General features: G+C 61.4%; 19 protein-coding genes. 6 read left to right on the top strand and 13 right to left on the bottom strand.

Annotation, left to right across the window (positions count from 1 at the left end):
- Positions 1–17: 17 nt before the first annotated feature.
- Positions 18–563 carry a DUF2058 domain-containing protein gene (locus K6T12_RS02495; protein WP_222219140.1) on the bottom strand — a complete coding sequence of 182 codons (546 nt, stop codon included), beginning with the start codon at positions 561–563 and terminating at the stop codon, positions 18–20.
- 96 nt (positions 564–659) lie between these two features.
- Positions 660–1250 carry a DUF1285 domain-containing protein gene (locus K6T12_RS02490; protein WP_222219138.1) on the bottom strand — a complete coding sequence of 197 codons (591 nt, stop codon included), beginning with the start codon at positions 1248–1250 and terminating at the stop codon, positions 660–662.
- Positions 1251–1451: 201 nt separating this feature from the next.
- Here K6T12_RS02490 and K6T12_RS02485 point away from each other — a divergent pair, with 201 nt between their 5' ends.
- Positions 1452–2405, top strand: coding sequence for a methylenetetrahydrofolate reductase (locus K6T12_RS02485; protein WP_222219136.1), 954 nt, complete (start codon positions 1452–1454; stop codon positions 2403–2405).
- Between the two features lie 631 nt (positions 2406–3036).
- Positions 3037–4668, top strand: coding sequence for a methyl-accepting chemotaxis protein (locus K6T12_RS02480; RefSeq protein WP_222219134.1), 1632 nt, complete (start codon positions 3037–3039; stop codon positions 4666–4668).
- Between the two features lie 93 nt (positions 4669–4761).
- Here K6T12_RS02480 and K6T12_RS21455 read toward each other — a convergent pair whose 3' ends face one another.
- The 3 genes from K6T12_RS21455 to K6T12_RS02470 form a co-directional block, all read right to left on the bottom strand.
- Positions 4762–4890, bottom strand: coding sequence for a hypothetical protein (locus tag K6T12_RS21455; protein WP_255611493.1), 129 nt, complete (start codon positions 4888–4890; stop codon positions 4762–4764).
- Positions 4891–4892: 2 nt separating this feature from the next.
- Complete coding sequence (locus K6T12_RS02475) at positions 4893–5267, bottom strand: translation initiation factor Sui1 (protein ID WP_222219132.1); 375 nt, start codon at positions 5265–5267, stop codon at positions 4893–4895.
- Between the two features lie 211 nt (positions 5268–5478).
- Entirely contained in the window at positions 5479–6795 is a 1317-nt protein-coding gene (locus K6T12_RS02470; protein WP_222219130.1) for a deoxyguanosinetriphosphate triphosphohydrolase, read from the bottom strand.
- A gap of 262 nt (positions 6796–7057) precedes the next feature.
- Here K6T12_RS02470 and bufB point away from each other — a divergent pair, with 262 nt between their 5' ends.
- Both bufB and K6T12_RS02460 read left to right on the top strand, forming a co-directional pair.
- A complete protein-coding gene (gene bufB / locus K6T12_RS02465) occupies positions 7058–7912 on the top strand; it encodes an MNIO family bufferin maturase (protein WP_222219128.1) in 855 nt (284 codons plus the stop codon).
- On the top strand, positions 7909–8679 hold the full coding sequence (locus K6T12_RS02460) for an HvfC/BufC N-terminal domain-containing protein (protein ID WP_222219126.1): 771 nt from the start codon (positions 7909–7911) through the stop codon (positions 8677–8679). Before bufB ends, K6T12_RS02460 begins: the two co-directional genes overlap by 4 nt.
- 7 nt (positions 8680–8686) lie before the next feature.
- On the opposite strand, the gene K6T12_RS02455 is transcribed toward K6T12_RS02460, so the two are convergent.
- Together K6T12_RS02455 and K6T12_RS02450 are read right to left on the bottom strand one after the other, a co-directional pair.
- The gene (locus K6T12_RS02455) at positions 8687–9814 is read right to left on the bottom strand and encodes an HDOD domain-containing protein (protein WP_222219124.1); all 1128 of its coding nucleotides are present in this window, start codon (positions 9812–9814) and stop codon (positions 8687–8689) included.
- A complete protein-coding gene (locus K6T12_RS02450) occupies positions 9814–11661 on the bottom strand; it encodes a sensor histidine kinase (RefSeq protein WP_222219122.1) in 1848 nt (615 codons plus the stop codon). The genes K6T12_RS02455 and K6T12_RS02450 overlap by 1 nt, the downstream gene beginning before the upstream one ends.
- A gap of 206 nt (positions 11662–11867) precedes the next feature.
- Between K6T12_RS02450 and K6T12_RS02445 the strand changes: the two genes are divergently transcribed.
- Both K6T12_RS02445 and K6T12_RS02440 read left to right on the top strand, forming a co-directional pair.
- Positions 11868–14150 carry a DUF255 domain-containing protein gene (locus K6T12_RS02445; RefSeq protein WP_222219120.1) on the top strand — a complete coding sequence of 761 codons (2283 nt, stop codon included), beginning with the start codon at positions 11868–11870 and terminating at the stop codon, positions 14148–14150.
- Positions 14151–14293: 143 nt separating this feature from the next.
- Positions 14294–14848 carry a peptidylprolyl isomerase gene (locus K6T12_RS02440; protein WP_222219217.1) on the top strand — a complete coding sequence of 185 codons (555 nt, stop codon included), beginning with the start codon at positions 14294–14296 and terminating at the stop codon, positions 14846–14848.
- 138 nt (positions 14849–14986) lie between these two features.
- Here K6T12_RS02440 and K6T12_RS02435 read toward each other — a convergent pair whose 3' ends face one another.
- The 6 genes from K6T12_RS02435 to K6T12_RS02410 form a co-directional block, all read right to left on the bottom strand.
- Positions 14987–17245 (bottom strand): heavy metal translocating P-type ATPase, encoded by a 2259-nt coding sequence (locus tag K6T12_RS02435; RefSeq protein WP_222219118.1) that lies wholly within the window; start codon positions 17243–17245, stop codon positions 14987–14989.
- Between the two features lie 205 nt (positions 17246–17450).
- Entirely contained in the window at positions 17451–17912 is a 462-nt protein-coding gene (locus K6T12_RS02430) for a YiiD C-terminal domain-containing protein (protein WP_222219116.1), read from the bottom strand.
- A gap of 15 nt (positions 17913–17927) precedes the next feature.
- Positions 17928–18488 carry a nitroreductase family protein gene (locus tag K6T12_RS02425; protein ID WP_222219114.1) on the bottom strand — a complete coding sequence of 187 codons (561 nt, stop codon included), beginning with the start codon at positions 18486–18488 and terminating at the stop codon, positions 17928–17930.
- 33 nt (positions 18489–18521) lie between these two features.
- Positions 18522–19346: an NADPH-dependent 7-cyano-7-deazaguanine reductase QueF gene (queF, locus tag K6T12_RS02420; protein ID WP_222219112.1), complete on the bottom strand. Its 825-nt coding sequence runs from the start codon at positions 19344–19346 to the stop codon at positions 18522–18524.
- Positions 19346–20119 carry an ABC transporter permease gene (locus tag K6T12_RS02415; RefSeq protein ID WP_222219110.1) on the bottom strand — a complete coding sequence of 258 codons (774 nt, stop codon included), beginning with the start codon at positions 20117–20119 and terminating at the stop codon, positions 19346–19348. Before K6T12_RS02415 ends, queF begins: the two co-directional genes overlap by 1 nt.
- A complete protein-coding gene (locus K6T12_RS02410; protein WP_222219108.1) occupies positions 20116–21051 on the bottom strand; it encodes an ABC transporter ATP-binding protein in 936 nt (311 codons plus the stop codon). Before K6T12_RS02410 ends, K6T12_RS02415 begins: the two co-directional genes overlap by 4 nt.
- Positions 21052–21095 lie beyond the last annotated feature (44 nt).

The following is a 21095-nucleotide window of genomic DNA, read 5'->3' as shown; positions in this document are numbered from 1 at the left end:
GCTGCTACAACCACATCTCACCACATCAGGTCATCCGGGATCTGGTAATCCTTGTACGGATCGTCCTCGTCCGGTTCCTGCTTCTGGTGGTGGCTGGCGATCAGTTCGCCGCTGACCGCCGCGACCCGCTCGGCCACATCGCCGGCCAACAGCCAGTACTTGTCATCCAGAAATGCCACCGCCAGGGTGCCAGCGGCCAGCATCTCCAGCTGTTTACGGTCGACATGCAGGGTCTTGATCACCTTGCCATGGACAAAGTTGTAATCCACCGGCCCCTCTTCCGGCACCGGCTTGCCATGCTGCTCCACCAGTTGGCGCGCCTGCGCCGCCTGGGCACGCTGCTGCTTCTCCGCTTCGCGCTGGCGGTTCAGCTCCCGGTCACGCTGCTGCTTTTCGGCCCGCGCTTTGGCCAGTTGAGCCTGGCTGTCCTGCTGGTCGGCTACCGGCGCGGCGCCACCTTTCGCCTGTTTGGCTTTTTTGCGTTTCTGCTGCTTCGCCTGCTGGGCCTGCTTCTTGCTCGCCACGCCCATATTGAGCAGCTGGTCCTGTAGAGATCCGGCCATCGTTACTCGTTTCTAAATCGGTTAAAAGTTGGGGAGCGGACTATAACATACCCCCTGTCAAAGTAGGCCCGGCGGCGGGAGTTTTGCCAGCCCCGCTCAGCCAGCCGGGCCATTATCGTCGATCCGCCCCAGGCTGAAACGGTGGCCGCAGCTTTCGACCACCAGCTGTTCACCCTGCTCAGTCTGCTCCAACTCGGCCAACTCCACCAGTTGGTAGAACACCGGCCGGCTGATCAAGCCATCCATGCCGAACCGCACCCGGATATAGGGACTCGGCTCACCGCTGGCCGGATCTATCTCGACCCGAAGCGGATGCTCCTCGCCGGCCACCACCCGATCACCGTTACTGCTGGTGAAAACCAGCTCGCGGCCCTGGCCGCCCTGTTGTACCTGACAAGCGACCATCAGGAAGGGCGCGTCCTCGACCTCGATACCGACCTTCTCCACCGGGGTTTTCAGGAAGTAACGGTCGCCCTCCTTCCACAGCACCCGCGAAAACAGGTCGACCATCGCCTGACGGCCGATCGGCGTGCCCATGTAGTACCAGGTGCCGTTGCGGGCGATCCGCATGTCGATATCGCCGCAGAATTCAGGATTCCAGCGTTCCAGCGGCGGAATCCCCTCCGCCGGCTGCTCGTCCAGTTGCCGGCTGACCGCCTGCAGATCAAAGCCTTTCTTTTTGTTCACCCATGAATTCCTTACTGAGGCTAAGCTAGTTAACTGCAGTGTAAGGCTCAGGCGGCCGCAACCCAAGCCCCCCTGCCAGGGCCATTAAATTCCCTCAACTGAACTGCAAAAACTTTCAACATATAACCTAAACACATTAAAAACATTCATTGTTAGAATGGTTGGCAATTAAAACAAACTACTTCCGACGTGACCTGCACCATGACAACGGATCTGAAAAGCAAATTCGCCGACAGCACTCGCGGCCTCTACTTCATCGGCACCACGCCGCCCAAGGCCAGTACGCCGCCCGAGCAACTCGACGAGATCGCCGACAAGCTGCTGGCGCGACTCGGCCATATCGATTTCGACGGCCTGATCGTCTACGACATTCAGGACGAGAGCAGCCGCATCTCCGCACCGCGGCCGTTTCCCTATATGCAGACCCACGATCCGCGCGAGTACTCCCAACTGCTGCGTAGCAAGTCGCTGCATCCGGTGATCACCTACAAGAGCGTCTCCCAGCGCAGCGCGGCGGAGTTCAGCCAGTGGCTGGCGGATGCCTGGAACCAGTACGGCGTACGCGACCTGGTGCTGGTCGGCAGCCCCTCCTCCGACGGCGAGATCAAATTGCCGCTGGCCGATGCCTACCGTACCCTGGCCGGCAGTGAGTTCGACTTCCAGCTGGGCGGCGTCACCATCGCCGAGCGCCATGCCAAGAAGGGCAACGAACACCAGCGGCTGATCGAAAAAAGCGCGCAGGGCTGCGATTTCTTCGTCTCTCAGGCAGTCTACAACCCGCAGGCCACCGTCGACATGCTGACCAGCTATGCCCGCAGCTGCCGTGAACAGGGGATCGCGCCGAAGCGAATTATCCTGACCTTCACCCCTTGCGGCAGCGCCAAAACCCTGGAGTTCATGGAATGGCTCGGTATCTCGGTACCGGAAGCGACCCGCTGGCGGATTCTCGATGCCCGCGACCCGCTGTCCGAGTCGATCCGTATCTGCCGCAACAGCCTGGACCAGATCCTGGATGCGGTCAGCGGCCTGGACCTGCCGTTGGGGCTGAATATCGAAAGCCTGACCAACCGCAAGGACGAGATCGACGCGTCAATCCGGCTCTATAAACTGCTGAAAGCGACGCTGGATCTGCACCTGGCCGAACAGAGCCTGTAAGTTTCCTCTTTGAAATCCCTTGTGAGCCGCATACTGCATGCGGCTCTTTTTTAACTTGACCCAGATCAAGTCGCCCTCCTCCCGGTGCGCCACCCCGTTTACCTTTCAATTGAAATCGCGTAGCAATCTAATTAATTGAAAACGTTTCAGCGTCCAATATAGTGAACGAGCGCTAATTATTATTTTTATTCTGGAAAGTTCGCTCACCAAAAGTGCAATTCGCTTTAAGAAATTGCGTCCGGAAAACGTCAGGCCGAGCCTGCACAGGATCACCCGCCAGTTGTAACAGGGCTCGGGCAACAGCGACCGGAAACCGCACGGACGGTGGCGCGCTGGCGTCGATAGGAACGCAGTGTGGGACAGAATAAGGAGATTCAAATGTCAGTGACGCGCGCTCAAAGTTACGGTAATACTAGCCAATAAGCGTTAGCGTCTTACGGATTAATAAAAACAATATCGCAAAAGGACTGGCTGCCAACTTCCGATCGGCCGGAAGATACCTTTCCTAATATCAGGGACCGCAGCGGTCTAAAGCCGGTCATCGACCGGTCATTGAACGACGCCCAGTCGAATCGCCGGAACCATTCCTTCCGGCAAACGAATCTTGAACGGATTTAAAGGTGGATAGACGATGCAATGGATTCGAAATCTGTCGGTAGGAAACAAGCTCGCGGCAATCATTGTACTGCTGCTGGGGCTGACGCTGGCGATAGAAACATTCAACCTGCTGGATTTCCGGCAACAGCTTCAGCACTCGCGGGAACTACAATCGAAGGAACTGGTTTCGACAGCCAGCTCTATCGTGCAGCACTACCACCAGGCCTTCAAGCGCGGACAGCTGAGCGAGAGCGATGCCCGACAGGCGGCCAAGGATGCCATTGCCGCCATCCGCTATGACGACAGCAACTACGTGTTTATCACCAACCTCGATACGCAGATCGTGCTGAACCCATTGAAGCCGGAGCTGAACGGCAAAGATGCCCGCCATATCAAGGACCCGGACGGCTTCCCTCTGTTCCGGGCCTTCACCGAAGTCGCCCGCACCTCGGGCGAAGGCAGCGTCAACTACCGCTGGCCCCACCCCGAGCATATGAAACCGGTCAAGAAGACCTCCTACGTCAAACTGTTCGAACCCTGGGGTTGGATTATCGGCACCGGGGTGTACATCGACGACATCGACGCCCTGTTTTACGACAAGCTGACCAATGTCGGCATCACCCTGCTGCTGGTGCTCGTCGTCGTGACCTATATCGCGCTGATGCTGGCCCGCAGCATCACCCGCCCGCTGAACGAGATCAATCAGATCATGCGCCGGGTCGCCAAGGGCGACCTGACCGCCAGCGCCGTGGTGCGCAGCCGGGACGAACTGGGTCGACTGGCCAGCAACGTCAATGAGACTATCCAGGAACTACGCACCCTGATCGACGAGCTGCAGAAATCCTGCAGCCATATTCGGGAGGCATCGGAGAATGCCGCCGCCACCACCTCGCAAACCTTCGCCGGCGTCAAACGCCAGCATGAGGAGACCGAAGCGCTGGCCGCCGCCATGCACGAGATGGCAATGACCGCCCAGGAAGTGGCGGAGACCGCCGAGCGCACCGCCAGCAGCAGCCACGACGCCGATGACGCGGCCCACAAAGGCGACGATATCGTCAACAACACCATTAGCCGTATCAACAGCGTGGCCGAGGAGATGAAGGGGCTGCTGAGTACCATCAGCCAACTGGAGCGCGACACCGAGGACGTCGAGAACATCCTCAACATCATCAGCGAGATCTCCGACCAGACCAACCTGCTGGCATTGAACGCGGCCATCGAGGCAGCGCGCGCCGGTGAGCAGGGACGCGGCTTCGCGGTGGTCGCCGACGAGGTCCGCCAGCTTGCCAAGCGAACCCAGGAGTCAACCGAGCAGATCCGCGCCCTGAACGAACGGCTCAAGTTGGCCTGCCATAACGCGGTAGAAATGATGCGCAACGGTCATGAACATACCCAGAACAGTGCCAGCAGTGCCCAGGAGGCAGGCAGTTACATCTCCACCATCGTCGACCAGGTCAACGCGATCATGGACATGAACACCATGGTGGCCACGGCGGTGGCGGAACAGAGCTCGGTAGCAGAGGATATGAACCGAAATATCAGCAGTATTTCGCAGATTGCGGAAGAGACCAGCGAGGGTGCCAGCGTTACCGCGCAAACCAGCGAAACGCTGGCCGCGCTGGCTCGCCAGTTGGAGCAGCGAATCGCCGAGTTCAAAGTCGTCTGATAGCAGTTAGCAGTTAGCAGTTAGCAGTTAGCAGTTAGCAGTTAGCAGTTAGCAGTGCCGTTGCATCGAAACCGATGCAACGGCATTCGTCGATCAGCTGAAAAAGCGCGACAGGCCGTTACCGGCAAACAGCAAGGTGACGACCACCACCAGCAGTGCCAACCGCATCACCAGGCAGACCATGCAGGCTGGTTTCTTGCGGCCCTGACGGGACTGAAACACCCTCAGCCTCCCGCCAGCTTGACCTTGAAGCCGCGTGTCTCCAACGCCGCTTTCAGCTTATCCCGGTGGTCGCCCTGAATCTCCAGCACGCCCTCCTTCAAGGCACCGCCGGTGCCGCAGAGTTTCTTCAGCTCTTTCAGCAGCGTCTTCAGCTCCGCTTCCGCCAACGGTACGCCACTCAGGGTGGTCACCCCCTTGCCCTTGCGGCCGGACGTTTCGCGACGGATCCGCACCACCCCGTCCAACGCCGCCAGACGGGCCTGGTCGGCCAACTGATCGCAGATGCAGTCAGCCTCGGGCTGCCGGCACTGCGGACAGGTCCGGCCATGCTCGGTGGAATACACCAGCCCCTGCAGCTGGTCTCGCAGTGATGCCATTTTTATGATCCCCCAGGATTTTCGGATACAACATTTGCCGGCGTGGCTAAGGGAGTATCGCAAAATGTAGCGAGCGAAGGTGAGACAAGGCACTCGTCAGAGCGGCGAAGCACATAATCGACGAAAAAGCGGAGTTTACATGCCGTAAATGAGCATTTTGAGCCGATTTTTAACGCAGTATCACCAAGCGCAGTAGTTTTGCGGTACTCCCTCAGCCCAGGCCGCCGATCTGGCGCGCCAACCGGGCGGCGTAATTGTCGGTCATCCCGCTGATAAAATCGAGCGCCCGCATATAGGACAGATAAAGCGGCGCATCCGCAGCCGGGCAGTGGATCCCCATCAGGCTGAGGATCTTCTCGCTGCGATAGCTCAGCGAGCCATCGTTACAGTGATTTTCGTAGACCGCCTGGCAGAAGGCTTCCAGCAGGGTACCCAGGGTGGTGTAGGCACCGACCTCCAGCTCGGCCTTGCGGCTGTCCGGGAAGACCCGTTCGCGAGCCAGCGTCTTGGCCCGCTGCAGGCCGCTGTGAACGCCGGGGTCACCATCGGCCAGCAGTTCGCCACGGTACTCGCCGGCCATGATCTCATCGTAGTGGTGGATAAAGGCCTGCAGCACCGAGTCGACCATATGCTCCATCGCCGTGCCGCGCAGCGCCGAGATCTTGCGCCGCGCCGACGCGCCGCTGGTCAGGATATCGTCATCGACCCGCTCGCGACCGGTCAGCTCCAGCAGGATCGGCTTGATCTCGTCGAAGCTCAAAATATTCAGCTCGATCGCATCCTCCAGGTCGAGAATGGCGTAGCAGATATCGTCCGCCGCCTCCATCAGGTAGGTCAGCGGATGGCGACACCAATGGTTGTCGCCGAGCGCCACCAGGCCCAGTTCGCTGGCCAGCTTGTTCAAAATCGGCAGTTCGCTCTGGAAACTGCTGAATTTGCCCTTGGCCCCCGCCAGACTGGAATCCCAGGGATATTTCAGCAGGCTGCCGAGGGTCGGATAGGTCAAGCGCAGGCCGCCGTTGAACAGGTGATTCTCAATACAGGTCACCACCCGGAAGCCCTGGGCGTTGCCCTCGAAGGTCTGCAGATCCAGCTTCTGCGCGTCGCTCAGCCCGGCCAACAGTGGATTCTGGTCGTAGCGCCTGAACCAGTCGCGGATCGCATACTCGCCGGCGTGACCGAACGGCGGGTTGCCGATGTCGTGCGCCAGGCAGGCGGACTGCACGATAGTACCGATATCGTGCGGCGTCACCCAGGCCGGCAGCCGCGAACCGATTAACTCGCCAACCCTGATTCCCAGGCTGCGTCCGACGCTGCCCACCTCCACCGAGTGAGTCAACCGAGTGTGGATATGATCGTTCAGCGCCAGCGGATGGACCTGGGTCTTACGGCCCAACCGCCGGAAAGCACTGGAAAAGATGATCCGGTCATGGTCCTTGTGGAAATGGCTCCGGCCGATCTCCTGCGGGCTGATATGCTCATGTCCGTACCGCTTGGTGGTTAACAACCGCTCCCACTGCATTGCCATGCGTTTGATCTCCCTCAACCTGGCCGACCGGCAACCTATTCGATCGGCATCGCTCCCTCTATCTTGAGGCAAATCGGGTCAAATCTGCTAATTGTTTAAGGTACAACCTGCGCAGGCGGTCATCGAAAGGGACCAGCCGATGGCGGCAACGGCAGGCCAGATGTCACCAGCGATGGAGACCTCTCCGATGCAACAGCTGTCCGGTTGCCCTGGTTACCGCCCTACCGACCCGTTACCCGCCCCAGGGGCGGAAGGTGAGTGAATGATGCCGGTATACAAACCCTGGCCGGCCAGCGGCGTTGGCATCGGCCTGCGCCATGAACATATTCAGGCAGTGCTCGCCCAGAAACCGAAACTCTGCTGGATGGAGCTGCTGATCGACCAGCACCTGTCCAGCGGCGGCGCCCCGCTGCATCAATTGGAGCAGATCCGACACAACTATGCTCTGACCCTGCACGGCACCAGCCTGTCGCTGGGCGGCTGCGATCCGCTGGACACCGTCTATCTGCAGCGGGTCAAGAAGCTCGCCCGCCATCTGGCGACCAGTTGGCTCTCGGAAGCGGTCGGCTTCAGCAGCGCCAACGGCCAGTTCAGCCACGAACTGCTGCCGCTGCCCTACACCGAAGAGGCGCTGGAGCACCTGTGCGGCCGTATCCGCCAGGCGCAGGACATTCTCGGCCAGCGGCTGCTGTTGGCCAATCCGGCCCGCTACCTGCAGTTCAACCACAGCACGCTCAGCGAGGGCGAATTTCTCGCCGCTATGGCCGAACGGTCCGACTGCGAGCTGCTGGTCGACCTGAACAACCTCTATATCAACGAGCACAACCTCGGCGAGCCGGCCGAGCAGACGCTGACCGCCCTGCCCGCCGGCCGGGTACGGGAGATCCACCTGAGCGGCTACCACGACCAGCACGGCCACCTGCTCGGCAGCCATGACAGTCCGGTGCAGCCCGCGGTCTGGCAGTTGTTCCAACGGGCGCTGGAGCTGTTTGGCGACACCCCGACACTGGTGGAGTGGGACCAGCAGCTGCCGCCGCTGGAACGGTTACTGGAAGAAGCGCAGCGCGCCCGGCAGCTGATGAAGAAAGTAAACGACAGGCAAAGGCAGGCACCATGAACCTCTCCAGACTGCAGACACTGTTTATCGAAGCCCTGCAGGGCGAGACCCCGGCCGAGTTGAAGACGCAGATCCACAGCCGACAACTGTCCGCCGAACAGTGCATCGAACTGCATCGCCACAATAGCCGGCAGACCCATGAACAGGCCCTGGCCGAGATGTTTCCGGTCACCGAGCAGCTGGTCGGCGACGAATTTTTCCACCAGGTAGCCGGTGAATACGACCACAGTTTTCCGGCCGAAACCGCCGACCTGAGCCACTTCGGCGACCGCTTTCCAATACTGTTGTTGAAACTGACCGCCCGCCATCGCGAACTGGACAAACTGCGCTTCCTGCCGGAGCTGGCCCGATTGGAATGGCTGCTGCACTATGCCGAAACCGCCGCGGACGACCGACCGTTCGATTTCACCACCCTGCGGGCAGTCGATAAGGATGATCAGGACCGGGTGACCTTCAAGGTCAGCCATGCGCTGAATGTGATGTTTTCCGATTACCCGGTATTGTCGATCTGGCGGGCCCACCAGCAGCGACAGCCCGACGCGCTGTCACTGGAGGGAGGCTCCGAATGGCTCTGCATTTACCGCCAGCAGGACCGCCCGGCGATCGACGTGATCCCGCCGACCGTGGCTACCCTGCTGGGCGAGATGATGCAGGGCCACCCGCTGGGTCAGCTTGCCGAACACTTCGCCAATCTGGAACGTCACCTGCCGGCGATGGTACGCCAGGGCTGGCTGAGCGGATTCTATCTGGCCGACCAGGCGGCCTGAGTAGCTATCAAGCGTCGTTCAACATCTCTTTCAGGTCGTCGCGCTTGGCCAGCCAGCCGCGAGCGGGCTCAGTGACGCCGCGCGCCCGGACCTCCGCCAGCGCCACCCAGTCGAGCATGTCCGAACGATAGGGCAAGGGTTGATGGTGGTACTGCACCAGTTCGACCAGACCATCCGCGAAGCCCCACAGGCGCAGCAGATAGGCACCGATCAACGCATGGTTGCGCTGACTGTCGGCTGGCTGATCGCTGTCGTGATCGGTCCATTCGCTCTCATCGATCTGGCCATTGGCCAGCAATGGCAGCAAACCGACATCATGCAGGATACCGGCCAGAAACACCTGTTCCTGCTGTTGCCGGCCGGCCTTGCTGCGCCGGGCGAAGCGCTTGGCCAGCGCGGCCACCTCGCAACTGTGCTGCAGCAGCGCCTGGTGCACCTCAGGGCTGATCTGTTCACGTTCATCAGGCTTGAACAGGCCGATCGCCAGCACCAATGCCCGCAAGGTATCCAACCCCAATGCGGTGACCGCCTGCTCGACGGTCTCCACGCTGCGCGCCAGGCCGAAGAACGCCGAGTTGGTCAGCTGCAGCAGTTTTGCCACCAGCGCCGGATCGGACGACACCACTTCGGCCACATCACTGATGCCGACCTCGTCGCCCATCTCGCGCAACAGCGCCGTGAGCCGCTCATAAACCGACGGCAACACCGGCAACTCGCTCAGCTGCCCCAGCCGGGCACGTGACTGCTCGTCGAGCTGCATCTCGCGGAGCACCTCGGCACGCTGGATAACCGCTACCAGGTCTTCGGTTTCGTAAGGCTTGGTCAGATAGAGATGGGCTACCCCGGCGGCTTCCAGCGCATTGCGTTGGGTGGCATGTCCGGATAACACCACCCGTAAACTGGTCGGCCGTAGCCGCGCCACCCGCCGCAACAGGGCGACACCGGTCATATCAGATAGCCTGAGATCGCTGACCACCAGGTCGAACGCCTGTTTCTTCATCTGGGCCAGCGCCTCGCCGGCCGATTGGGCAAACGACAGTTGCCAGTCACGCGACTGCTGGCGCAAAGCGCGACGCAGCGCGTTCAGAAGTGCCGGGTCATCGTCGACAAACAGGATCGACATCGCCTGCTGCATTAGTTTTTCTCCAACATCATTGCCGGCAGCAGGATACGGATGGTTGTTCCGCTGCCCGGCTGGCTGGTCAGCTCGATACGACCGCCATGTTCCTCAATAATGCTCCGGCTAACCGATAGCCCCAGCCCCGCCTGACCGTCCCGGGTACTGAAAAACGGTGTAAACAGCCGGGCCTGCGTCTCTTCATCCATACCGCGACCATTGTCCCGAATGGTCACCACCACCTCGGCACCCTGCTGACAGCTGGCAACCAGGATCTCGCCGCCGGTTTCCAGCGCCTGCACGGCATTCTGCAGCAGATGCCCGAACACCTGGTTGAGCTGACCGCTGTTGGCACTGACCCGGACCACTGGCCGCAGCTCCGTTCGCAGATGCCCCTTGCCCTGCAACTCGCTCTGAGCCAGACTGACCGCGCCCTCCAGCAACTCGTTGACGTCGACCAAGCGTCGGCTGGACAGATCAATGCGGGTAACGTTGTTCAACCCGCGCAGGACCTGCTCGATCCGTTTGGTGCCCTGCAGCGACTCGCTCAACAGCGGCTCGATATCGGCCAATACGAACTCCAGGTCCTTGTCACGCTCCAGCTGTTGCACCTGCTCTTTCACCAGCTGCGCCAAACCGGGATCGTCCCGATGCAGGCGACAGGTCTCGGCCAGCGCCACCAGCTGACGATTATAGCCCTGCAAGGTAGCCAGGTTGCTTTTGATAAAACCCAGTGGGTTGCTGATCTCATGGGCCACCCCGGTGACCAGGGTACCCACACTGGCCAACCGTTCGGCCTGCCGCTGTTTCTCCTCGCTAAACTGCAGCTGCTGCTTCTGCTGTTGCTGCGTCTGCAGGCACTGCCTCAAATCCAGCGCCTGCTCGCCGGCCTGTTGCGACAGCAGCGTCATCCGATCCACCAACTGGTCCAGCTCCTGCAGGCCGGTCTGCGGCTGCAGCGCGTCGGTATTCGGGTGACCTTTCACCAGATTGCCGGACTGCAAAGAACGCAACGGCTGAACCAACCGTCGGTTGGCCGAGCGGTAAGCCAAACCGCCAATCATCAGGCTGATCAGCAAACTACCGCCGGCAAGTGGCCAATGCGTTACCCAGTGCTGCAATACGGACGGAGCCGGCACCAGTGCAAACTGCAACTGCACCCCCTCTGCCGGCCCTTCGACCACCAGCACGCGGCTGGCTGCCAGCGGCTCGCCGACGGCGCCCAGCTCCCGCCCCCCGAAAAGCAGCGTCAGCCGCATATCCCCCAGCGACTGGCGCGTCTGCAAGGATTGCAGTAGCGTCTTGCCAGGCAGCTCCGCCACCAGGGTACCGATCACCCTGCCACGCTGCTCGACTGGCACCGCCAGACGCCAATATGTTTCGTCGAACTGTTCGTTGATACCGATATAGGACGACAGCCGCCCCTCAATCAATGGGGTAACCCACGGCTGATCCTGGTAGGAAAACTGTGGTAGCGGCTGACTGCTGTGCACGATGCTGCCCTGGCGGTCCAGCAACATCAGCTGTGCCGGTACGCCAAGCAGATTCAATTCGGAAAGTGATGAAGAAGAAGCCGTGGATTGAGTGGCTGACACCTGCTGCTGCAGCCAACCGAGCCGGGCGTAATCGCGCAATACGCTGAGCCGGTCATCCAGCATGACCTTCAGACTTTGTTGCACATCGGCCAGCCGATGATCCAGCGCCTGCTGCCGCTGATGACTGACAAATTCGCCCAAGTGCCAACCGGCCAGCAGCAACAACGACAGCACCAGCAGACCGATAAAACCGGCCAGCCACCAGGCCAGCGCCCTGGCTAATGGACGCTTTGCCGTACCTTCAGCTACGTGCGACGGTGCTGTGCTCATTTCACTTCCTGTTACTGCCCCGCATCGATTACAAATCCCATTCGGCCATCGATCCCGGTCCACAAACTGTACACGCGTTGATGCTATTCGTGAATAACCATTTTCATCATCGACGATCCGTCGAGCCAATCCCCTGCAGCTCCGCAGGCAGGGTAGGCCCGGCAGGCATATGCTTAAGGCAGTGGTTCAACCCGGAGACTGAAAGGATGGCTGATTTCACCCTGCACCATAGCGCCCAGCTGCGCCGCCAACTGGAGGCCGCGCTGAAAGCCCGGGGCGAGGACTACCGGCCGCGCACCCGCCACCTGAAGCCGGACGGATCACCCCGCTTCACCAACCGCCTGATCCGGGAAGCCTCTCCCTACCTGCTGCAGCATGCCCACAACCCGGTCGACTGGTACCCTTGGGGTGAACAGGCGTTCGAAGCCGCCAGCCGGCTACAACGGCCGATCTTCCTGTCGATCGGCTACGCCACCTGCCACTGGTGCCATGTCATGGAGCACGAGAGCTTCGAAGCGCTGGAGATCGCCGCCCAGCTGAATGACCACTTCATCCCGGTCAAGGTGGATCGCGAACAGCTGCCGGCGGTCGATGAAGCCTATATGCTGGCCGCCAACCTGATCAGCGGCCATAGCGGTTGGCCGCTGTCGGTGTTCCTGACCCCGGACGGCAAACCGTTCTTCGCCGCCAGCTACTTCCCCAGCGCCCAGTTCCAACAGCTGCTGGAACAGACCTTCCAGATCTGGCAACAGCAGGCCAACGCGGTCCAACAGGAAGGCGAACGGATACTGGCCGCGCTGCAGCGGCTGATGAGCGGCGAAGGCCGCCACCAGGAGGTCGACAGCAAGGCGCTGGCCAACCAGGCGGTCAGCTACTGGCTCGATCAGCTGGATCTGCAGCACGGCGGCTTCGGCATCGCCCCCAAGTTTCCGCAGGAAGCGGTACTGGCGCTGCTGCTGGACTGCGCCCAGCGTGATGGCAACCAGTCAGCCTTGAACGCGGTCAAACTGACCCTGAGCCAGATGCAGCAGGGCGGCATCTACGATCAGGTGGGAGGCGGATTCCACCGCTACGCCACCGATGCCGGCTGGCAGGTGCCGCATTTCGAGAAGATGCTGTACAACCAGGCCCAGCTGGTGCCGCTTTATCTGCAGGGCTGGCGACTGACCGGCAATCCGCTGTTCCGGCGCACTGCCGAACAGACCCTGCAATACGTACTGCGCGAGATGGTCAGCCCCCAGGGCGGTTTTCATGCCGCCAGCGATGCCGACAGCGAAGGTGGCGAAGGCCGATTCTTCGTCTGGCAACAGCAACAGCTGGCACAGTGCCTGACACCGGAAGATGCCGAACTGGCACGTTCATTGTTCGACACCTCCAGCGACGGCAACTTTGAAGGCGCCAATGTACTGCACCTGACCGCCAGCCTGCCGGAGTTCGCCAAGCTGCACCGCCTGGAAACCGGCTATTTGATCCGCCACCTCGACCAGATCCGCGACAGTCTCTACCAGGCCCGCCTCCAGCGACCGCCACCGCTACACGACCGTAAGCTGATTGCCGGCTGGAACGGCTTGATGATCAGCGCCCTGACCCAGGCTGGAGGCCAGTTGCATAATCCGCGCTACCTGTCCGCCGGTTGGCAGGCGGCCGAACAGCTCTGGCAGCATCACTGGCAGCCGGACAGTGGCCAGTTGCTGCGTGACAGCCTGGACGGCAAACCCGGCGCCCAGGGCACCCTGGAGGACTATGCCGCGCTGGCCCGTGCAATGCTGGACCTGTACGACGCCAGCGCCGACCCGCTCTGGCTCGACCGCGCCACCATGTTGGCCGACCAGATGATCAAGCGCTTCCAGGACCGCCAGCACGGCAGCTTCTTCCTCGACCAGGCCGAGGGCCCGTTGCCGTTGCGGGTACGGATCGACAACGATGGCGCCCAGACCAGCGCCAGTGCATTGGCGATCGAGCTGCTGCTGGCGCTGGCCGAACGCAGCGGCGACCAGCGCTACCGGCAGCTGGCAGAACAGGCGCTGCAGCAACATAGCGCCGAGATGAATCGCAACCCGGCCCACTATGGCAGCCTGCTATGCGCCCAACGACGGTTGACGGAGGGGCCGCTGAACCCGATCCGCTATGGTGCCGGCGGCGCGCTTAAGATCAACCTGTCGGGCGACCCGAAACACCTGGTGGTGGATCTGCAGCTGAGAAAAGGCTGGCACCTCAATGCCCACCGGCCCGAGGATCCGGCGCTGGCCGGTACCTGCCTGTCAGCGGAGGGCCTTAGCACAGTGGAATATCCGCCGCCGATCCGCCAACAGCTGCCGTTTTCCGACCAGCCGCTGCAGCTCTACCAGGGGCATATCCAGATACGGGGCCGCTTCGATCAAGCCGCTGTGCCGGTCAGTCAGCCGCTGACCCTGAGTTACCAGGCCTGTAGCGAACGCCACTGTCTGGCGCCGGAAAAACTGACCCTGTGGCTGCCCAGCAGTCCCTAAGCCAACCGGATGGCGCGCGGTGACCATTCCGGGTAGGATTCCATTCGGTGTCGGATTTTGGCGTCTATACTGACAATCCACATCAGATCCGGCTGGAGCCCCTGTGCCAGGCCGAAACAAGAAGCCAAACAAGAGTAACAATGATGTTCAGACGTAGCTTTCTGCTGTTGTTAGCCCTGTCTTTGTCGCCACTGGCCCTGGCCGAGAACAGCCAGGTGCTGCTGCGCACCAGCGCCGGCGAGATCACCCTGGAACTGTACCCCGGCTCGGCACCGAAGACCGTGGAAAACTTCCTGCAGTATGTCGACGATGGTTTCTACGACGGCACCATCTTCCACCGGGTGATCAACAACTTCATGATCCAGGGTGGCGGCTTCCTGCCGGATATGGACAAGAAGCCGGCCCGCGCCCCGGTGGTCAACGAATCGATCGGCGGCCTGAGCAATGCCCGTGGCACCATCGCCATGGCGCGTACCAACAATCCGCACAGCGCCACCAGCCAGTTCTTTATCAACACCGTCGACAACCTGCGCCTGGACGGCGTCGACCGCCGACCCGGCTATACGGTATTCGGCAAGGTTGTTTCAGGCATGGATGTTGTCGACAAGATCGGCAAGGTTGCCACCGGCAACCACGGCCCCTACCGGGATGTCCCGCTGCAGCCGGTGGTGATCGAGAAAGCGGAGCGTGTGAAGTAAACAGTGAAGATGAGTAAACAGTTTTGAGTAGACAGTGGGGCTAGTGAACAGCGTTGAGTTTACAGTTAACAGTACTACGCATTTCTCTGCACTGTTTACTCTAATCTGTTCACTTCTAACTGTTTACTCCTATGACTTTTACCCCAACTTCGTCCAGCGCAGCCGGTTGGCGTTGCTGACCACGGTCACCGACGACATCGCCATCGCCGCACCGGCAATCACCGGATTCAACAGCAGACCGGTATACGGGAACAGCACCCCGGCCGCTACCGGGATCGCCAGGCTGTTGTAGATGAAGGCGCCGAACAGGTTCTGATGGATATTGCGTACCGTGGCGCGCGACAGCGCAACCGCATCAGCGACCGGTGCCAATGACTCGCGCATCAACACCACGTCAGCACTTTCAATCGCCACATCGGTGCCACCGCCGATCGCCAGGCCGACATCGGCCTGCGCCAGGGCCGGCGCGTCATTGATGCCGTCGCCAACCATCGCCACCACCTCGCCCTGCTGTTGAAGCTGGCAGATAACCTCCTGTTTCTGCTCCGGCTTCACCTCGGCATAGACCCGGTCGATACCGAGCTGAGCGGCCACCGCCTCGGCACTGGCCCTGTTGTCGCCGGACAGCATGATCACCTGCAGCCCCTGTTGACGCAGCCGCGCCACCGTCGCTGCGGCATCCGCCTTGGCCGGATCGGCCACCGCGAACAGCGCCGCTGGTTGGCCGTCCAGCGCTACCAGCACCAACGAATGGCCCTGAGCGCTGTGACGCTCGATCGACGACAGCAACGGCCCGCAGTCCACCTGATGATGCTGCAACCAGGCCTGGTTGCCGATCAGCAGCTGACGGCCAGCCAACTGAGCACTGACCCCGGCGCCAGCGGTGGCTTCGAACTGTTCCACCGCCGGCAGCCCGGCCGGCGGCGGCTGCCGGTTCAGATCCTGCATCAGAAACGCCACCAGCGCTTGCGCCAATGGATGCTCGGACTGGCTTTCCACCGCCACCAGCATCGGCGCCAGTTCCGCCTGCTGGCGCTCGTCGCCGAGCCAGAGGCTATCAACCACCTGCGGCTTGCCCTCGGTCAGGGTACCGGTTTTATCCATCACCACCGTCGTCAGATCGGCCGCCCTCTGCAGCGCCTCACCTTTGCGGATCAACACCCCCAGTCGCGCCGCCCGACCGACGCCGACCATCACCGACATCGGCGTTGCCAGCCCCAAGGCACAGGGGCAGGCGACGATCAACACCGTCATCAGCACCACCACCGCATAACTCAGCTGCGGCTGCGGACCGAGCCACCACCAGACCAGCGCCGCCAACGCGGCGATTGCCATCACGACGGGCACGAACACCGCCGCGATACGGTCGGCCAACACCCCCAGCGGCGGCTTGCTGTTCTGCGCCCGCCGCACGGTGGCGATGATCTGCGCCAGCACCGTTTGGCTGCCGGTCTGGCCGACCTCGATCAACAGGCTACCCTGGCCATTCAGCGTGCCGCCGACCACGCTGTCAGCGACGCTTTTGGCGACCGGCAGCGGTTCGCCGGTCAACATCGACTCGTCGATATAGCTGTCGCCACTGAGTACCGCACCATCCACCGGTATCCGCTCGCCCGGTTTGACCCGCACCCGGTCGCCCGGTACCAGCAGCGCCACCGGCACCTGTTGCAGCTGACCATCACGCTCCCGCCAGGCGGTATCCGGCTGCAGCTTCAGCAGCGCGCGCACCGCATCGGCGGTCTGCCCGCGGGCCCGGTGCTCCAATGCCTGGCCGAGCAGGATAAAGCCGAGAATCATCACCGTGGCTTCGTAATAGAGATGGCTGCTCTGCGCCAGCAGCTGGTCCGGCGCCAGTTGGGCGGTCAGCAGCAGGCCGCTGGAGTAGATCCAGGCCGCGCCGGTACCCATCGCGATCAGGCTGTCCATGTTGAAACGCAGGTGCCTGGCGCTCTGCCAGGCACCGCGATAGATGGCACCGCCACAGAAGATCATCACCAGCAGTACCACCAAGCCGATCAGCAGCCCGGCCAAGCGGCCTCCGCCAGCCGTCAGGTCCGGCATCCAGCCGAACAGGCCTGTGCCCATCAGCAGCGCCCCGACCGCCAACGCCACCAAACTGCGGCGCAGCGTTTGCCGGTACTGCTGTTTCGCCGCCTGCTCCAGCCGTTGCTGGTCCTGCTGATCGTCGATCGGCACCGCGCCGTAGCCGGCCTGGGCAATTACCTCGACAATCCGTTCAATCGGAGCTTCACTCTGTATCGCCGCGCTACGCTCGGCGAAGTTGATCGCGAAGTCATTAATCTGTTCGGCCTCGCCCAGTGCCCGCTCCAACGAGCGCACACAACCGGCACACTTGACGCCTTCCAAGGCCAGATGATGGATATGCGCTTCTGTCATCAGCCTGCTTCCTCCCTATCCTGTCGTTTCCTTTCGGCAGCCTCCCCGGACCACCAGGCTATAAGTCGCGCAATAATAAACCCTGAAGTCAACTACAGAGTCAAACATCAAACGATCTTGATACACCTCAGCCGACAAACGCCCCGGCAGGCAACAAAAAAAGGCACCCTCGGTGCCTTTTTCAGAAAACGGAACGGATCTGCCGCTAGCGAACCTTCCCCATCGCCACGTAACTGCCGGCCAGCTTCATGGCGACCTTGTCGCCCTGGCGGATCTCGATAGTGAGGTCGATCCGGGCGCGCCCTTTCTCCGCCATCCGGGCATCGAAGGCCGCCAAGGTTGCCTCATCCGGCAGCACCACATGGGCGGCGAAGTCGCCGGTAACCGGCGCCAGGTATTCGAGGTGGCTGTCGCGGATCACCACGTCGTTGTCGAAGCCCTGCTCGCGGCGGTACAGGGTGACCATGCTCCAACCGCAGAGGGTCGCCACGGTGGCCAGCGAACCGCCAAAGCCGGTGCCCTTGTCGTTGACGTTGGGCGCCAGCTCAGCGGCCATCACCAGCGAGCGGCCGTCGTACTGCAGCGGCTTGAAGCCCATGTGGTTGATCAGCGGAATCTGGGTCCGCAACCAGCTGAGAAATTGGTCGGCAACTTGCTGGTAATCCATCCCTGCTCTCCTCCTTCAGGCGCCGGTCCAGCGGCTGACGTAATCTTCCACCGCCAACTGCGGCGCCTTGCGGCTTTTCGGCGCGGTACCCAGGTACAGGTAGCCGATCACCCCTTCGTTTTCAGCCAGCCCCAGCCCGGCCAGTACTTCGGCGTCATAGGCAAACTCGCCAGTACGCCACATCGCACCAATCCCCTGGGCATGGGCCGCCAGCAGCATGCCATGCGCGGCACAACCGGCTGCCACCTGCTGCTCCAGCAGCGGCACCTTGGCATGGTCCTGGGTCACGGCGATCACCACCACCAGGGTCGGTGCGCGGAACGGCGCATTGAGCAGCTTGTCACGGCGCGGCTGCGGTAGCTCCGGATCAGCTTTCAACGCCGCCTGCAGATAGAGTTCCCCCAGCTTGGCCCGGGCATCGCCTTCGACAACCAGAAAACGCCAGGGGCGCAGTGCGCCGTGATCCGGCGCCCGCAGCGCCGCCTTGAACATCAGCTCCAACTGTTCGGCACTGGGGCCGGGCTCCTGCAATACAGGGCAGGAAACACGCTCGATCAGCGCTTCTAATGCATCCATGGTCAGGTCCATTCTTCTAGTGTTTGGCCGGCATCACTGGCGGCTGAGCCGCAGGTTTGCCGGCAGTTGTTGTTCCGAGCTGCGGTACGGGTTGATATCCAGGCCGCCGCGGCGCACGTAGCGGGCGTAGACGCTGAGCCGCTGCGGCCGGCACTGCTGCCAGATATCCATGAAGATATTCTCGACGCACTGCTCGTGGAAATCGCCGTGTTCGCGGTAGGAGATCAGATACTTCAGCAAGCCTTCACGATCGATCGGCGCGCCCCGGTAGTCGATCTGGATACTGGCCCAGTCCGGCTGCCCGGTAACCGGGCAGTTGGATTTCAGCAGGTGGCTGTACAGCCGCTCTTCGAGCGGCTCACCCGCGGCTTTCAGCAATTCAGGCCGCGGCTGGTAGTGCTCGACATCGATCTCCAGCTCGTCGATGCATTCGCCCCGGAACCGCTCGATCTCCGGCGCCTCATCCGGGTGCCGCAAGACCACCCTGACCTCGCCGCCGGCGGCGCAGCTGAGATCCGCCGTCATCTGCGCCTGAACCTGCGCCTGATCGGCAAAGCGGCTCAGGTTGTAGGAGTTGAGGTACAGCTTGAACGACTTGGACTCGATGATATTGGCGCTGGTGGCCGGCAGGTGGAACTCCGCCAGTCGCACCACCGGCTTGCCCTTCATATCCAGCCAGGAGACCTCGTAGGCGTTCCAGATATCGACGCCGAAAAACGGCAGGCTGTCCCGGTCGATACCGCGCTCGGCCCAGTTCAGCCGGCGGTTGATCGGGTACAGCAGCGACGGATCGTACTGGTTAACGTAGCGGGTCTCCTGCCCCAGCGGAGAGTGTTCAACGACTTCTTTTTCACGCATCAGGTTCGAATTCCCGTCCCCTTGTTAAGCAGATGGCCGGCCAGCAGCGCCAGCCCGACGATGAATGCCATAATGGCGGCCAGTGCAAAGCCGACATTGATATCGCTGACCCCGAGGATACCGTAACGGAAGGTGTTCACCATGTAGAGGATCGGGTTCAGCATCGACACATTCTGCCAGAATTCGGGCAACAACTGGATCGAATAAAACACCCCGCCCAGGTAGGTCAGCGGCGTCAGGATAAAGGTCGGCACGATGGAGACGTCATCGAACGATTGGGCATACATGGCGTTGATGAACCCGCCCAGTGCGAACAGCACCGCGGTCAGTACCACCACCAGCACGGTCAAGCCGAGGTTCTGCACCTGCAGATCGGTAAAGAACATCGACAGCAGGGTGACGATCAAGCCAACCGCCAGACCACGGGCGACACCGCCAAACACGTAGCCCCACAGGATGATCCAGTTGGGCACCGGCGACACCAGCAGCTCTTCGATATTGCGCTGGAACTTGGTGCTGAAGAACGAGGACACCACGTTACCGTAGGAGTTGGTGATCACCGACATCATGATCAAGCCCGGCACGATGTATTCCATGTAGTTGAAGCCGCCCATCTCGCCGATCCGACTACCGATCAGGTTGCCAAAGATGATGAAATACAGCGTCATGGTGATCGCCGGCGGCAGCAAGGTCTGACCCCAGATCCGCAGGAAGCGGCGCACTTCACGATGGACGATGGTGGAAAACGCTGTAAACAGTTGCTGCGGGCTCATGCACTCTCCCGTTGGCTCAGATTCTTCTCGACCAGCGCCACGAACAGCTCCTCCAGTCGGTTGGCTTTGTTACGCATACTGCAGACCCGGACCTGCTGCTGCTCCAGCTGCTGGAACAGATGGTTCAGCCCCTGGCCACGCTCCACATCCACCTCCAGGCTGCCGTCGCCCAACGGCCGGACCACGTAGCCGGACAGCAGCGGCGGCTGTTCGCGGGCGGATTCGATATCCAGGATGAAGGTCTCGGTATTGAGCTGCTGCAGCAGATCGCGGGTGCTGGTGTTCTGCACGATGCGGCCGTGATCGATGATGGCGATATTACGGCACAGGCTCTCCGCCTCTTCCAGGTAGTGGGTGGTCAGGATGATGGTGGTGCCGGCGGAGTTGATCTCTTTGAGAAACTCCCACATCGAACGGCGCAGTTCGATATCGACCCCGGCGGTCGGCTCGTCGAGGATCAGCAGCTTGGGTTCATGCATCAGCGCCCGGGCGATCATCAGCCGGCGCTTCATACCACCGGACAGCATCCGCGCCCGCTCCGACCTTTTCTCCCACAAGCCAAGCTTCTTCAAATAGAACTCGGCCCGCTCGCGGGCCTGGCCCAGCGCAATACCGTAGTAACCGGCCTGGGTCAGCAGGATATCTTCAACCTTTTCGAACATGTTGAAGTTAAACTCCTGCGGCACCACCCCCAGACACATTTTGGCGGCGATCTTGTCGTGGTCCAGGTCATGACCGAACACGCTAACCCGGCCGGAGCTCTTGTTGACCAGCGAGGAAACGATTCCCAGGGTGGTGGATTTACCGGCGCCGTTCGGCCCCAGCAGGGCCATGAAATCACCCTGCTGCACCTCGAATGAGATCCCCTTCAGAGCCTCGAAGCCGTTGTCGTATACTTTGCGCAACTCGTGTATGGATAGCACTGTCGTCATTAAGCAATCCTGTTATCAAGTGAACTTTTCCAGCTGAGGGCGGC

The organism is Marinobacterium arenosum, assembly GCF_019795155.1.
Lineage (GTDB): Bacteria > Pseudomonadota > Gammaproteobacteria > Pseudomonadales > Balneatricaceae > Marinobacterium_C > Marinobacterium_C arenosum.
Note: the sequence above shows the minus strand (reverse complement) of the source record. Positions and strands in the feature narration are given on the sequence as shown.